Source organism: Halomonas sp. SCS19 (genome assembly GCF_040147015.1).
Taxonomy (GTDB): domain Bacteria; phylum Pseudomonadota; class Gammaproteobacteria; order Pseudomonadales; family Halomonadaceae; genus Halomonas; species Halomonas litopenaei.
The window spans coordinates 745,282-759,254 of record NZ_JAMSHN010000001.1 but is presented as its reverse complement, the minus strand read 5'-3'; the positions used below and the strand labels follow the sequence as shown (position 1 = coordinate 759,254).

At 63.7% G+C, this 13,973-nt stretch carries 12 protein-coding genes; 3 read left to right on the top strand and 9 right to left on the bottom strand.

Going from position 1 to position 13,973, the window contains the following annotated elements:
- Window positions 1-147: 147 nt before the first annotated feature.
- The 5 genes from NFH97_RS03075 to NFH97_RS03055 all read right to left on the bottom strand — a co-directional run bounded on the left by NFH97_RS03075 (window position 148) and on the right by NFH97_RS03055 (window position 4,868).
- Entirely contained in the window at window positions 148-585 is a 438-nt protein-coding gene (locus NFH97_RS03075) for a GFA family protein (RefSeq protein WP_045994383.1), read from the bottom strand.
- A gap of 283 nt (window positions 586-868) precedes the next feature.
- Window positions 869-1,348, bottom strand: coding sequence for a peroxiredoxin (locus NFH97_RS03070; RefSeq protein ID WP_108131510.1), 480 nt, complete (start codon window positions 1,346-1,348; stop codon window positions 869-871).
- A gap of 64 nt (window positions 1,349-1,412) precedes the next feature.
- Window positions 1,413-2,102, bottom strand: coding sequence for an SDR family oxidoreductase (locus tag NFH97_RS03065; RefSeq protein WP_045992600.1), 690 nt, complete (start codon window positions 2,100-2,102; stop codon window positions 1,413-1,415).
- Between the two features lie 278 nt (window positions 2,103-2,380).
- Window positions 2,381-3,730 carry an MFS transporter gene (locus NFH97_RS03060; RefSeq protein WP_045992599.1) on the bottom strand — a complete coding sequence of 450 codons (1,350 nt, stop codon included), beginning with the start codon at window positions 3,728-3,730 and terminating at the stop codon, window positions 2,381-2,383.
- A 478-nt stretch (window positions 3,731-4,208) separates the two neighbouring features.
- Window positions 4,209-4,868, bottom strand: coding sequence for a murein L,D-transpeptidase catalytic domain family protein (locus NFH97_RS03055; RefSeq protein ID WP_342586432.1), 660 nt, complete (start codon window positions 4,866-4,868; stop codon window positions 4,209-4,211).
- 311 nt (window positions 4,869-5,179) lie between these two features.
- Here NFH97_RS03055 and NFH97_RS03050 point away from each other — a divergent pair, with 311 nt between their 5' ends.
- Complete coding sequence (locus NFH97_RS03050) at window positions 5,180-6,886, top strand: L,D-transpeptidase family protein (protein ID WP_045992597.1); 1,707 nt, start codon at window positions 5,180-5,182, stop codon at window positions 6,884-6,886.
- A gap of 177 nt (window positions 6,887-7,063) precedes the next feature.
- Window positions 7,064-8,122 (top strand): polyamine ABC transporter substrate-binding protein, encoded by a 1,059-nt coding sequence (locus NFH97_RS03045; protein ID WP_349624418.1) that lies wholly within the window; start codon window positions 7,064-7,066, stop codon window positions 8,120-8,122.
- 118 nt (window positions 8,123-8,240) lie between these two features.
- Here NFH97_RS03045 and NFH97_RS03040 read toward each other — a convergent pair whose 3' ends face one another.
- The 4 genes from NFH97_RS03040 to NFH97_RS03025 all read right to left on the bottom strand — a co-directional run bounded on the left by NFH97_RS03040 (window position 8,241) and on the right by NFH97_RS03025 (window position 13,210).
- On the bottom strand, window positions 8,241-10,580 hold the full coding sequence (locus NFH97_RS03040; RefSeq protein ID WP_349624417.1) for a xanthine dehydrogenase family protein molybdopterin-binding subunit: 2,340 nt from the start codon (window positions 10,578-10,580) through the stop codon (window positions 8,241-8,243).
- Window positions 10,577-11,041 (bottom strand): (2Fe-2S)-binding protein, encoded by a 465-nt coding sequence (locus NFH97_RS03035; protein WP_349624416.1) that lies wholly within the window; start codon window positions 11,039-11,041, stop codon window positions 10,577-10,579. The genes NFH97_RS03040 and NFH97_RS03035 overlap by 4 nt, the downstream gene beginning before the upstream one ends.
- Before the next feature lie 456 nt (window positions 11,042-11,497).
- Entirely contained in the window at window positions 11,498-12,022 is a 525-nt protein-coding gene (locus NFH97_RS03030; RefSeq protein WP_348815565.1) for an invasion associated locus B family protein, read from the bottom strand.
- Window positions 12,023-12,415: 393 nt separating this feature from the next.
- Entirely contained in the window at window positions 12,416-13,210 is a 795-nt protein-coding gene (locus NFH97_RS03025; protein WP_349624415.1) for an arylamine N-acetyltransferase family protein, read from the bottom strand.
- Between the two features lie 172 nt (window positions 13,211-13,382).
- Between NFH97_RS03025 and NFH97_RS03020 the strand changes: the two genes are divergently transcribed.
- Entirely contained in the window at window positions 13,383-13,904 is a 522-nt protein-coding gene (locus NFH97_RS03020) for a YgjV family protein (protein WP_349624414.1), read from the top strand.
- Window positions 13,905-13,973: the final 69 nt, after the last annotated feature.

The following is a 13,973-nucleotide window of genomic DNA, read 5'->3' as shown; positions in this document are numbered from 1 at the left end:
CAAGACTCGGCTCGACACGGCTCGATACAAAGACAGGACGGCCAGCATTGCGCTGGCCGTCCTGGTGTTATCTGGGGGAACAGGACGGGCTCTGACGCAAGTGGCGAAAGTCACCAACGCTGGCCAAGGGCCTGGCAGGAGCCAGTCTCAGGTGTCCTTGGAAAACGCCTCGAACAGTTCCTGGCCTGTCAGATTGCGGGTGTCGTTGCCGAAGTGGTACCAGTGGGGCTTCTCGTCGATGAAGATCTGGAGGTCGAACCGCCAGGCTTCTCCGCTGTCGATCAGGCCAACGGGCACCGAAGTGTGCTCGCCGTTCTTCAATCGGTAGAACAGGTGGGTGCCGCAGTGGCGACAGAAGGCACGCTCGGCCCAGTCGGACGATGAATAGAAGGTGACAGCCTCTTCGCCTTCGAGCGTCAGCTGACTGACCGACTCCAGTGCCAACAGCGGGCCGCCGCCCCAGGTTCGACACATCTGGCAGTGGCAGGCGCCGACGCTCTGCTGTTCAAGTGCTACCTTGAGTGTCACCGCACCGCACAGGCAGGTACCGCTCAGGCGCATGGCTTGGTCTGCTGTCGCGTTCATGGACCGTGCTCTCGTCAGTGGGGGCTACTCCCCAAGGCTAGCAGAACTGTGCTGGATGACCGCCTTGAAGAAGGGGGTGAAGGCGGGGGCTTGAAGGCGGGGGCGTCAGCCCCCGCTTGCAGTGCCAGGCTTTATACGAAGAGCCAGCGAGCGATGGTTAGACAAGGCAAAAATCGGTGAGAAAGCGCAGTTTACCGGGTGTAAATGAGCATGTTGACCGGGCTGGCGCACCAGCCGGTTTTTAACGCCGTATTACCGAGCGCAGGCACTTTTCGTACAAGCCTTAGAGCCTGGCCAGTACCGTCTCGGCACTGGACGCCTCGATCACGCCGCGTTCGGTGTCGACGCCCAGATACTCGACCACGCCGTCGTTGACGATCATCGCGTAGCGCAGGCTGCGCACGCCCATGCCTGCGGTACTGGCATCCTTGTCCATGCCGATGGCTCGGGTGAAATCGGCGTTACCGTCGGCCAGCATGGTGATCGCTTCGGCGTTCTGGTCCTTCTGCCAGGCGCCCATGACGAAGGCGTCGTTGACCGCCAGACAGGCGACCGCGTCAGCCTTTTCCAGCAGCTTGTCGGCGTTGACCACGAAGCCGGGCATATGGGTGTTGGAACAGCCTGGAGTGAAGGCGCCGGGGACAGCGAACAGCACCACCTTGCGTCCCGAAAAGAAGGCGTCGGTGGTCAGTGACTCTGGACCCTTGTCGCCGTTGGTAAAGAGGGTCACGTCGGGCAGGCGTTCGCCGGTAGCAATGGTCATGAGGTCTCCATCAGGGTGTGGTGAAATCGCGTCGGTGATGGTGGTGTCCGAAGAGTGAAGACGCTCACTCTTCCAGCGGTGGCGTGGGACGCACCAGAATCTCGTTGACGTCGACATGGTGAGGCTGGGAGATGGCGTACATCACGGCGTTGGCGACGTCGCGATCTTCCAGAGCATGTTCCGGTGGTTCATCGAAGAAGGGGGTGTTGACCATGCCGGGCTCGATGAGCGTGACTCGGATCCCGCTGCCGCGCAGTTCCTCGCGCAGGTTGTAGCCGATGCCGGAGACCGCCCACTTGGTGGCACCGTACATGGAGCCGGGGATGGTGGTGCGCCCCGCTGCCGAGCCGGTCAGCAGGATGTGTCCGTGGCTACGCCTGAGCTCTGGCAGGCAGGCCTGGATGGTCAGCCCCAACCCGTACACGTTGGTCATCAGCATCGACTTCCAGCTTTCCGGGTCGGCCTCGCTGAAGCCGCCGGGAGAGCCACCACGTCCGGCGTTGGCGAACACCGCGTCGAGACGACCAAAGCGCTCGAGGGTCTCGTCCACCATGGTCTTCTGGGCCTCGATGTCGGTCACGTCGACGCCGACCGTCAGCACGTTCTCCGGTCCCAGCTCCTGAGCCAGGGCCTCGAGTCCGTCCTTCGAACGGGCCGCCAGGACGAGGTGATAGCCCTCTCGAGCGGCCGCCCTGGCCGTGGCGGCCCCGATGCCGCTTGACGCTCCGGTGATCAGCAACACTCGTTCTCGCATCGCTTCCTCCTGGTCTCTCGGTGACGGGGCTTGACGGGCTATCTCTGTATGATTGATTCAGCATGCTCGTCCATTGCCTTTGTTGCAATCCTTCGGGCGGCGTCTGCGACTTTCAAGGGGCATCTTTTCCCGGATATCGGGTAGCAGAAAAGGATGAGTCCTGTCGGATATTGGCGGACGGACCTGCACGGGAGGGGCTCGTCAGGCTGGGCCCGATACGAGAAGGCCCGGCAGGATGCCGGGCCCAGGTCGTCTTGCCAGGGGTCGCAACAGCGGACTCAGCGCAGCGACAGCGCGCCCCTTGTCTCGCCTGAGGCAGCCTGTTCGTAGGCGGCGGCTTCTTCGGCTTCGACCTCGGGGCTGAAGCGCACCAGCAGCGCGCACAGCGAGGCCAGGATCACCGCCGCGCCCAGGTAGAACAGCCCCTGCTGGTAGCTGATCGATTCGGAACGGAACAGGAATCCCGCCGCCACCGCACCGGCGTTGCCGCCGGCGCCGACGATACCGGCCACCGCGCCGAGGGCGCGACGGTTGATGAAGGGCACCACGCCGAAGGTGGCGCCTTCGGCCATTTGCACGAACAGACTGAACACCAGCATCAGGCCGATGGCCAGCGCCAGTACGTGCATCTGGGAGAAGAACATCAGTGCCACGCCCTCACACAGCATGGCGATGAACAGCCAGCGTACGCGACCCTTGAGCCCGGCGTTGCGGGCGAACAGGTCAGAGAAGACCCCGCCCATGGTGCGAGCGAACAGGTTCATCAGGCCGAACAGTCCGGCGATCATGCCGGCGGTGGCCAGGGTCAGGTCGAAGTTGTCGAAGAAGTAGATGGCGGCGATGTTGTTGATGGTGAGTTCGACGCCGAAACAGGCGGCATAGACCACGAACAGCGCCCACACGCGGATATCCCGGGCGGCGGCGCCGAAGGTGCTGGACATGGAGCCTTCGCCGGAGGCTTCCGGCAGCTCGCCGCGTGCGCGCAGGTCCTTGAAGTTGCCGTCGGGCGCGTCCTGGGTGAAGCGGTAGTAGCACAGACCGGCGATGAACATCACCACACCTGGGACCACCATGGCCAGGCGCCAGCCCAGGGTCTCGCTGACGCCCAGCATCAAAAGGCCAGAAAAGATCAACGGCATCAGGATCTGGGTAGTGCCACCGCCCAGGTTGCCCCAGCCGGCGGAGGTGGCGTTGGCTGTACCCACCACATTGGGCGCGAACATCACCGAGGTGTGGTACTGGGTGATGACGAAGGAGGCGCCGATCGCGCCGATGGCCAGGCGGGCCATCAGAAAGGACTCGAAGCTGTCGGCGAAACCGATGCTCATCACCGGGATGGCGCCCAGGCACAGCAGCCAGGTGTAGGCCAGGCGCGGCCCGATACGGTCACACAGGACGCCGATGGCCAGGCGCACGATTACCGTGATGGCCACCGAGGCGATGATGGTGTTGCCGATCTGGGTCTTGGTTAGTCCGAGGTCATCTCTGACCACGGCCATCAATGGCGCGATGCCGAACCAGCCGAAGAAGCACAGGTGGAAGGCGAACCAGGAGAAGTGAAAGGCTCGCATCTGGGGAGTCGAGAAGGAAAACAGGCGAATCCTGTTGGCCTTGTTGCGCAGATTCATGAACACAGCCCTCGCTGGGTGGACGAACACTCGAACTTGTGTGGCCTTCGCCATTGAAGGTCGGGTCCGACGCACTCGTACCGCTGGGGCCTGGTCTACGTCTGGCTCTCGCTAACCACTACTAAGCAAGCGGGATGCCTGTTTTTATTGAAACCTCGTTATATCAACATCTTGTGGTTTTTATTCGGAATGGCACTTCAGCAGGATCGCATCATTGCGCTGCATCATTGTGCACTCGACACCGCCCCAGTGCGCCGACTTGGTGCCAAAGGGAGAAGGTAGAGGAGCGCAGCGAAGAGAGAAGGAGCAGGAAGAGAGAAGGAACAGGAAGAGAGAAGGGAGAGAAAGAGAAAGGAGAACGACTCAAGAAGATGTGCGAACAGAACTGCGAACAGAGATGCGAACAAAAAGAGAACAAGGAGGAGCGGTCACCCGCCGCTGGCGGGTGACGCCGACGCTGGAACCTCAAGCGACGGACTCAGTCGTTGAGGGCCAGGCGCTCACTGCTGTTCGGACAGCGCAGAAAGGCCGAATTGTTGAGCCAACGCTGGTCCGGGTAGTAGGTGAACAGGTACTGATTGTCGCGAATGCTGTTGATCAAGGGTACCGCCACCTCGGTACGTACCGCCGGACAGCCGTGGCTGCGGCCGATGCGTCCGGTACGGTCGATGAACTCCTGGCTGACGTAGTCCGCACCGTGCATCACGATGGCGCGATCGAAGGCGTTGTCGTTGACCCCCGGCTCAAGACCCTCGAGTCGCAGGGAATAGCCGTTGCTGCCTACATAGCTGTTCTTGGTGCGAAACAGTCCGATGCTCGACTGGTAGCTCTCGGGCACGTTGGAGAACAGCGTGGCCATGGCGTCGCCGGAGTTCTTGCCGTGGCTCACCCATTCGCGAAACATCAGCCTGGGCTGGCGCAGGTCGAAGACCCACAGGCGGCGTTCGGTTGAAGGCAGGGAAAAGTCGATGACCGCCAGGCGCTCGGCGCCGGGGTCGGCGCAGTTGAGCGCCCGTGCGGCCAGGCGCAGTACCCCCGGGTTGGCCTTGGGGGCGAGGCGGGCCAGGGTCTGTTCGAGCGATGTGGCTGACGGCGCATTCGCCCTGACGGATGTCCTGAGAAAGTCCTGAGCGAGCACAGGCGCCGCAAAAAAGGCACTTAGGGTCAATAATAAGAGGTAACGAAAAATCGAGAGACGAGGTGATGCATTGTCATGAGAGGAGCTTCGTGACATCTCTAGGCTTCCTGTCGGTGATGTCGCGGATACGCGAACAGGCGTTACGCAAGATCAAATAACGCGATACGCTAATACACAGAGCGGAGAAACATGATCTTCGCGCACGCTAGAAAAATCAGGTCGGCTCGGCGGAACCCGATACCGACGACTCTATTATGACAATACCGCCCAGGATGGCCAGTATTGACGTCATGTTGCAGGGAGTAGATGCCATGTTTAGCCCAAATGTTCTATTGCGACTCATGCCAAGGAGGGGCGTCGCTGTAGCGCTTTGTTATGGTCTGCTGGTTACCCCGGTCTGGGGGGCAACGGCAAGCGACGGAGGCGACGTCAGTGGCGAGGTCGCCAACGGCCAGGGGCTTGCCAGCGATGCCAGCGTCGAGCAGAACCTTCAGGATCTCGACGGGGTCGTGCCGGGTCCCCTGGCCAACGAGTTGGTCGGCGCCTCCGAGATGGCGCAGCGATTCTACAGTCTGCGTGGCCAGCGTCCGGTGTGGACCGACATGGGCCGCGTGGAGGCCCTTGCCGACGGACTCAGGACGCTCGAGGACGATGGGCTCTCACCCTCGGACTATGCGCCCGACGCGCTGCTTGGCCAGGCCAGGGGGGCCGATCTCGAGACCCCCGGAGGCTTCGAGCTCGAGGCCACCGAAACGCTGCTGACCGCCATGGCCCACCTGCAACGTGGCAAGGTGGATCCACACCGCATCGACAGTGACTGGGAGGTCGATATTGCGCCACCGACGTTCGATCTGGTGGCGTTGTCGCGTGCCTTGGACGACGGCGATGTCGAGGCTGCGCTGGCGCTGGCACGGCCTCCTTTCGAGCCGTATCGTCAGCTAAGGGCCGCCCTGGCACGCTATCGCAACATCGAACGTCTGGGGGGCTGGCCACTGCTGCCGAGTCGCGAGACGCCGCTGCGTCCCGGCGATCAGGACACCGACGTCGCGCTGTTGCGCCAGCGCCTGGCGATGATCGGTGAACTGGAAGTGATGTCCGCCGACACCGGCCACTACCCGCACGTGGAACTCGAGGCCCCCGAAGCTGAGGTGTACGACAGCACCCTGGCCGAGGCGGTACGCCGTTTTCAGCGCCGCCACCTGCTCGCCGACGATGGGGTGGTCGGACCCAATACCCAGACCGCCCTCAATCTTCCGGTGGGCTTTCGCATCGATCAGATCCGCGCCAACCTGGAGCGTGCCCGCTGGCTGCTGCATGGCCTGCCGGACTCTTTCGTGCTGGTCGATATCGCCGGTTATCGGCTCAGCTACTTCCGCCCCGACGGCGACGTCTGGCGCTCACGTATCGTCGTCGGCCAACCCTACCGGCGCACGCCGACATTGCGTTCGGAGATTACCCACCTGACCCTCAACCCCACCTGGACGGTGCCACCCACGATCTATCGTGAGGACATTCTGCCTCGAGTGAAGCGCGATCCGGGGTATCTGGCCAGCCGTGACATGGTGGCGTTATCACCCTCCGGCAAGCGCGTTGATCCCTATTCGGTCAACTGGTCGAGCCCCGGCGGGGTGATGCTGCGCCAGGGGGCCGGGCCTCGCAACCCCTTGGGGAGGGTCGTGATCCGTTTTCCCAATGACCACCTGGTCTACCTGCACGACACCCCGTCGCGAGGGCTGTTCAACCGTACTCAGCGTGCGCTGAGCTCAGGCTGTATCCGCGTGGAAGGGGTGGCGGAGCTGGCCCAGCTGTTGTTCGACGACTCGGACACCTCCGCCAACGTCGGCCGCCTGATCAACGACGGCAAGACCCGCAACGTGCGTCTGGATCGGCGCATTCCGGTGGTGCTCAACTACTGGACGGTGCAACCCGAGACCGACGGCCACCTGGCCTTCCGTCCCGATATCTACGACCGCGACCAGGCGGTGGTAACGGCGCTGGATGCCCCCGTCATCCTGTAACAGGCCTGGAGTATCCACGACGCCGCTCTCGCAAGCGGCGTCGTGCCTTGTGAGGGGGAGGGGCGGGCCTGTCAGTTTCGCGTTGTACAACGCTGTCTGGCTGGCGCATTATTTGCCTGCGAACCAAGCGCTTTTCAGACAAGATCAAACAACAACGACATGGAATGAGGCGAAGTCATGCAACGATGGATGGCGGTGGCAGCACTGGGCATGGTCAGTACCGGTGTCTGGGCGCAGGATGACGACAAGCTGTTTCTGTTCAACTGGACCGAGTACATGGATCCGGCGCTGGTCGAGGCCTTCGAGCAGGAGTTCGGGGTGGAGGTGGTGCAGAACTACTTCACCTCAAACGCCGAGATGTTCTCCAAGCTGGCCGCCGGTGGTGACGCTCAATACGACGTGGTGGTGCCCACCGACTACTACGTCACCCGGCTGATCGACGCCGGCCTGGTGAGGGAACTCGACGACCCGCGCATCCAGCAGGGGCGAGAGGATCTGATGGAAGCCTTCCGCCAGCCGCCCTATGACCCCGAAGAGCGCTACAGCGTGCCCTACCTGTGGGGCGTTACCGGTATCGTCTACGACACCAACACCTTCGCCGAGCTGCCGCACTCCTGGAGCGTGCTGTTCGACCCCGAGATCAATCCCGACCAGCCCTTCGCGCTGCTGGGTGGCGATCCCCAGGTATCACTCGGCATGGCCTGCGCCTACCAGGGAGCTGGGTTCGACTGCGTCGGTCAGGAGGCCTGGATCAACGCCGCCAAGCGGGTCAGCCAGACCCTGGAGCGGGGCAACTTCACCGGCTTCGTCGACAGTACCGCGGCGGTGGAGCAGGTGGCACGAGGCGTCAGTGCAGTGGCGGTGACCTACAGCGGCGACGTGGACTACCGCAAGGCCGATTCCCCCGAGATCTATGGTGATCTGGCCTTCTTCGCCCCCGAGGAAGGCGCCCAGCTCGGCATGGATACCTTCGTGGTTCCGGCGAGAGCCCCCCATCCCCAACTGGCCCAGGACTTCATCAGCTTCATGATGCGTCCGGAAAATGCCGCCAAGGCGGCGAACTATGCCTACTACAGAACCCCCAATGAGGCCGCCCTGCCGATGGTCGACGAGGCGCTGCGAGAGGCCTCCAGGCTCGATCCCGAGACCAGCGGTCACCTGGTGACCACGCCGCTGATCGAGGGGGAATCGCTGACCATGCTGCAGCAGCTATGGACCGAGGTGCGTTCACGTTGAGGTAGCCGTCCGGTCAAGGAATGGCGGTAAAAAAGCGGCCAGGCGACCCTTTCAGGGTAGCCTGGCCGCTCGTTTTTGCGCGGACGTCACCGCGCAAGGGGGCTCACCTCGGTGGACGTCAGCCCTTCAGCTGGTTGCCCACCGGCAGCTCCCGGATGCGCTTGCCGGTGGCGGCGAAGATGGCGTTGGTCAGGGCCGGCGCCACCGGGGGAAGCCCTGGCTCACCCACGCCGCCCATCGGCGCATCGGGATTGTCGACCAGATGGACACGCACCTCACGCGGGGCGTTGGCCTGGCGTGGCAGCAGGTACTGGTGGAAGTTGTCCTGTTCGATACGACCGCCGCTTGCGCTGATCTCGTTCAGCAGGCCGATGCCGATGCCCATCACCACCGAGCCCTCCATCTGGGCACGGATGCGCTCGGGGTTGACCCTGGGGCCGCAGTCGAAGGCCACGTCCGCCTGGTGGACGATCACACTGCCCTGATCGTTGACCTCCACGTCCAGCACGATGGCGGTGTAGGAGCAGAAGCTGTGATGCACCGCCAGGCCCTGGCCGCGGCCTTCGGGCAACGACTTGCCCCAGTCGGCTTCCTCGGTCGCCCGCTCGACGACGCCACGCAGGCGTCCGACATCGATGGTATAGCGCTCCGGGTCCTCGCCGTAGTTCCAGGTGGCGCCGACGGCCAGCGGGTCGATCTCGCGCGCCGGCCCCAGAAGTTCCAGCAGGTAGTCGCGATGATCGCGTCCGGCGGCTGCGGCGAGCTCGGCAACGAAGCTCTGGATGGCAAAGGCGTGGGGCAGGTTGACCACCGAGCGGAACCAGCCGATGCGCTTGTGCGCCGGCGCCTCGCCGTTTTCCAGCGATAGCGCGGGAATGTCGAAGGGCAGGGGCGTCAGGCCCATGCCGAGTTCGTAGGTCGCCTTGTACCTGGGGTCGTCCTGGAAGATCGACATGATGGTCGGCGCCAGGGTGCGATGACGCCAGCCCTGGACCTTGCCGTCGCTGCCAAGACCGGCTTCCAGGCGGTCCACCGACAGCGCGTGGAAGTAGGTGTGGTGAAGGTCGTCCTCGCGGGTCCACTGAAGCTGTACCGGGCGGCCGTCGAGGGCGCGACTCAAGTGCGCCGCCTCCACCACGAAGTCAGGCTTGGCCTTGCGCCCGAAGCCGCCGCCCAGCAGCGTCTGGTTGACCTTGACGCTGGCGCCGTCGATGCCGAGCTGCTCGGCGACCTGGTCGCGGGCGCTCTGCGGGTCCTGCACCGGCGCCCAGGTCTCGGCACCGTCTGCGCTCACCCGGGCGATGGCCACCGGTGGTTCCATGGTGGCATGGGCCAGGTGCGGCATGTAGTAGGTGGCGCTGTGGCGGGACTCGGCGTCGGCCAGCGCCGCCTCGATATCGCCGCTGGCTCTGAGCACCTTGCCGGGGGAATCGGCGCGCTGCTCGAGCATCTCGCGGTAGCTTTTGGTGTCGTAGCCGGCGTTGGCGTCAAGCCCTTCGGTATTCCACTGGATCTTGAGCGCCTTGCGTCCTTCGATGGCCGCCCAGGTGTTGTCGGCGATCACCCCCACGCCGCCGAGCGGGTGGAACGACGACGGCTGGGAGGTGCCCTCGAGCCTGACGGTCTTGATCACCCCGGGAATCTTGAGCGTCTCGCTGTCATCGACGCTGGCGACGCTTGCACCCAGCACATCGGGGCGCGCGATCACCGCGTAGGCCATGTCCGGCAGGCGCATGTCGCCGCCGTAGATGGCCTTGCCGCTGACAATATCCTCACCGTCCACCGCAGGGGCGCGCTCGAGGTTGCCGTTATCACTGTCGTGGCTGGGGCCGAAGGACTTGCCGATCAGTCGCCATTCGCTTTCGGACTTGAGCGAGAGGGTGTCCCGGGAGGGGATATCGAGCTCCCTGGCCGCCGCCGCCAGCTCGCCGAAGCCGAGTTCGCGCCCGCTAGGCGTGTGGACGATGACGTGGACGCCGGCCTGGCATTCGTCCACAGGTACGTCCCAGCGCTGGGCGGCGGCCTGTTCCAGCATCCGACGGGCCGACGCGGCGGCCCGCCGCATGGGATCGAACCAGTGGCGCATGCTGCGCGAGCCGTCGGTGTCCTGGTTGCCGTAGGTGTCGGAATCCCCCGGTGCCTGGGTAGCCTTGACCTTGCTCCAGTCGGCACCCAGCTCATCGGCGGCCACCATCACCAGGCTGGTACGGATGCCCTGGCCCATCTCGGCGCGATGGTTGGTCACGGTGACGCTGCCGTCCTCGTCGATCTGGATGAACACGTTGGGATTGTCGACCCAGCCGTAGGCCATACCGGCGGCGCCGTACTGCTTGTCCTCGGCGGCGGCGGCCAGGTCCCAGCGGGCGGCCACTACCAGCGCGCTGCCGGCGGCCAGTCCCTGGAGAAAGCGTCTGCGGCTGACGTTGGCCAGCAGCAGCGTATCGACGGTACGGTTCATGCCTGCTCCTCCTGTCCGGCTGCACGATGGATCGCGGTACGGATCCGGTTGTAGGTGCCGCAGCGGCAGATGTTGCCCCCCATGGCGCTGGCGATGTCATCGTCGCTGGGGTTGGCGTTGTCCTTGAGGAAGGCGGTCGCGCTCATGATCTGGCCGGCCTGGCAGTAGCCGCACTGGGCCACGCCGACATCCAGCCATGCCTCCTGCACCTTGCTGCCGACAGCGTCGGTGGCCATGGCCTCGATGGTGGTCACTCGCTTGCCCGCTGCCGCCGCTACCGGCGTGACGCAGGAGCGCACGGCGGCGCCGTCCAGGTGAACGGTGCAGGCGCCACACAGCCCCATGCCGCAGCCAAACTTGGTGCCGGTCAGATTTGCCACATCGCGCAGCGCCCACAGCAGCGGCATCTGCTCGGGCACGTCCAGTTCATGCTGCTGGTCGTTGATCGTCAGGGTTATCACCGTTCACCTCCTGGTGCTTGTTGTTGTCGATGCGCTCTTTGTTGGCGCTGTGCTCTTTGTTGGCGCTGCGCTCTTTAGTGTCGATGCGCTTGCGATATCGCTGCGCTCTTCACTGGCGCCGCACTGGTCGTTGTCGCCATGTTTGCCGTTGCCTTGGCGTGTCACGGTCGAGGCTTTGCCCCTGCAGCTGATCATAGGCAATTTACCTGCAACTTATTGTTCCACTTTGGGCCGAAGTCGGCGCCCTTGGCTAAGCGTACTTAGGTGTGCGAGTGCCGTAGCACGGCCTCGGCTCTGCCGACCGAAAACGCCAGCGGGAGAGGGGGCCAAAGAAATGCGCGAGCGCAAGATCGGTAACAATGCGACTGGCAGAAAATCGACAGGTGGGGAGAAGAGACAGGAGAGGAGAAAAGACAAGGGACACGCCACCCGAAGGCGGGTGGCGTGAAGGATCGATCAGTTCTGGTCGACGCGATCCTTGGCGGCGCTGAAGCCCATCAGCGACACGTTGAGGTCCTGACGCTGGCCGCGCGGGTTGACGATGCTGACGGTGGCGGTGCTGCCGGCCTTCAACTGGTTGAGCAGTTGCGGCTGCAGCGGGATGTCGGCACGGCAGCCCTGGGGCACACACACCTGGTAGGGCATGCCCACCGGCTCGTTGGTATCGACCTTGAGCTGCAGGCCTGGGGCCAGACGTACGCCCAGCGGAACCAGGAAGGTCATGGCAGAACCGTCCAGCTGAGCAGGGTTGCCGACCACGACCCGAAGGACCGGCTCGCCATCGGCACCATTGACCAGCTGGGTCATGGAGCAGGAGCCGTCGGACGAGTTGACCGGGCAGTTGACCTCCCAGGACTGGAAGGTTTCGGTGTTGACGGCGGGTCCGGCATTACCGGTGCTCTGGGCGAAGGTCAGCGGCGACAGCGCCAGCAGGCTCAGCACACCGGCGGCACGCAGGCCGGACGCAAGGCGATTGAACATAAACGGCAGGCTCCTTTCCAAATCCATTGGCAGACAAAGGCTCGGGGCATAGTTCAACACGGAATGGGGCCTGTTGGCGACTGTCGCGAGGGGTTAAGGGCACTGACCACGGCGCCATGTCGGATTTTCTCTTTTTCTCAGCGCAGCCCAGTCCAGTCCAGCCCAACCCTACACAAGACGCGGTCGACCTCGGATAGCGTGGAAGCTGGAGCGACTGCGGGATCGATCGAGAGATCGACAGCGGGATCGACTAGGCGCTGTCCGAAAAGTCGACGAGCGAAGGTTAGACAAGGCAAAAATCGGTGAGAAAGCGCAGTTTACGGGGTGTAAATGAGCATTTTGATCCGATTTTTAACGCCGTATTACCGAGCGCAGGCACTTTTCAGACAAGCCCTAGAGTGGGGCGAGATCCTCGTAGCTCGCCTCCAGCACGATCCCGAAGTGCTCTTCAAGCGCCGCCAGATAGGCCGCTCCCGGGGGCAGGAGCTGTTCGCTTGTCGTGTCCCCGCGTCGGATCTTCAGGGTGAAGTCGGAAAGGCTGATCTGGCCCTCGGGGGTGGCCAGCGCGGCCATGCGCGAGGTGGTGAAGTGCAGGCCTGGCCAGGTGGAGGTGAAGTGATTGGCCATCTGAATATCACCTTCGCACACCGTGGTGAAATCGACGCTATAGAGGTCGACCCACTGGGCTCCCATCAATGATTGCAGCATGATCCCGTAGCGAGCGTTCTCCACCAGTCGTAGTGTCTGGTCTCCGATGTGGAGCGGGGTGTCCGGGGTCAGCGGGATCGGTGCACGGGGCGTATTGGTGCCGAAGCCGGCGTCGACCAGCCATTGGCGTTTGTCCAGCGTTACCAGCGATACCTGATGACTGCGCCCGGTGGGGGTTCCCGACAGATGCACACGTCCCAACAGGGCCCTGGCCTCGAATCCGAAGGCCTCAAGCGCCATCAGCAACAGGCCGTTGAGCTCGAAGCAGTAGCCGCCCCGGCGTTGACCGATGAGCTTGGCCAGAATGCCCTGGGCACTGACATCCACGCCGCGGCCCAGGCAGATATCGAAGTTCTCGAAGGGCAGCGAGGTGAGCTGGGCGCGATGCAGCGCGCGCAAGCACTCGGCAGACACCTCGACGGGTTGCACAAGGCCGATACGCTCAAGGTATTGGTCGCAGGGAAAGTCCGAGAGGGGCATGGGCGGTTACGCGTAGCAAAGTTCGGTTTAGCCTAGTGCGAGGGCAGCGGCCTTGCCAGCCTTCGCGCGTCGTCACCACGCATGCGGACAGGCTCGGTCGCTTGCCTGCCCGGCACAGCGCAACAGCCGTGCTAGGATGACCGATCCTTTTTCGATCGCTTGGGGACTTGGCATGGAGGAAATGGGGCTGCGATGGCTCGCCGGGCAGGCCGTCAGCCTGGTGGCGCTCACGCTCTGCGTGATCGGCTTCGCCAGCCGGCATGACGACAAGCTGTTGGTATTGCTGCTGGGAGCCAACCTGGCCTTCGCGACCCAGTTTGCCCTGCTGGGGAGCTGGGTAGCCGCGTCGATCTCGGCCCTGATCATCCTGCGCATCGCTCTGGCGCGACGCTTTCCCGGCAATCTGGCGATCATGCTTGGCATGTTGCTCGCCACCTTGCTGGTAGCGGCGCTGACCTGGAGTGATGCGCGTGATATTCCTGCCCTGGCGGCAGGGCTGCTTGGCACCTTTGCCATGTTCATGCTCAGAGGGGTGGCGATGCGTCTGGTACTGGCCGGCGCCGCCTTCTGCTGGATCATCAGCAATCTGCTGGCAGGGTCGCTGGGCGGCACCCTGGCCGAGACGCTGATCTTCGCCACCAATATCATCACCATCGTGCGCCTGAGGCGCCAGGCCTCGGCCGCCGCCCACTGATACTGGCGCCTGTCGTCGATTCCTTGTGGTGGACGCGAAACGGTCACGGAATTGACATCCTTGTCTCGT

Excerpts from the sequence above, each read along its gene's own strand:
- NFH97_RS03050 (WP_045992597.1), top strand. The coding sequence starts at position 5,180 with ATGTTTAGCCCAAATGTTCTATTGCGACTCATGCCAAGGAGGGGCGTC.
- NFH97_RS03030 (WP_348815565.1), bottom strand. The coding sequence starts at position 12,022 with ATGTTCAATCGCCTTGCGTCCGGCCTGCGTGCCGCCGGTGTGCTGAGC.
- NFH97_RS03025 (WP_349624415.1), bottom strand. The coding sequence starts at position 13,210 with ATGCCCCTCTCGGACTTTCCCTGCGACCAATACCTTGAGCGTATCGGC.
- NFH97_RS03020 (WP_349624414.1), top strand. The coding sequence starts at position 13,383 with ATGGAGGAAATGGGGCTGCGATGGCTCGCCGGGCAGGCCGTCAGCCTG.
- NFH97_RS03075 (WP_045994383.1), bottom strand. The coding sequence starts at position 585 with ATGAACGCGACAGCAGACCAAGCCATGCGCCTGAGCGGTACCTGCCTG.
- NFH97_RS03070 (WP_108131510.1), bottom strand. The coding sequence starts at position 1,348 with ATGACCATTGCTACCGGCGAACGCCTGCCCGACGTGACCCTCTTTACC.
- NFH97_RS03040 (WP_349624417.1), bottom strand. The coding sequence starts at position 10,580 with ATGAACCGTACCGTCGATACGCTGCTGCTGGCCAACGTCAGCCGCAGA.
- NFH97_RS03045 (WP_349624418.1), top strand. The coding sequence starts at position 7,064 with ATGCAACGATGGATGGCGGTGGCAGCACTGGGCATGGTCAGTACCGGT.
- NFH97_RS03060 (WP_045992599.1), bottom strand. The coding sequence starts at position 3,730 with ATGAATCTGCGCAACAAGGCCAACAGGATTCGCCTGTTTTCCTTCTCG.
- NFH97_RS03065 (WP_045992600.1), bottom strand. The coding sequence starts at position 2,102 with ATGCGAGAACGAGTGTTGCTGATCACCGGAGCGTCAAGCGGCATCGGG.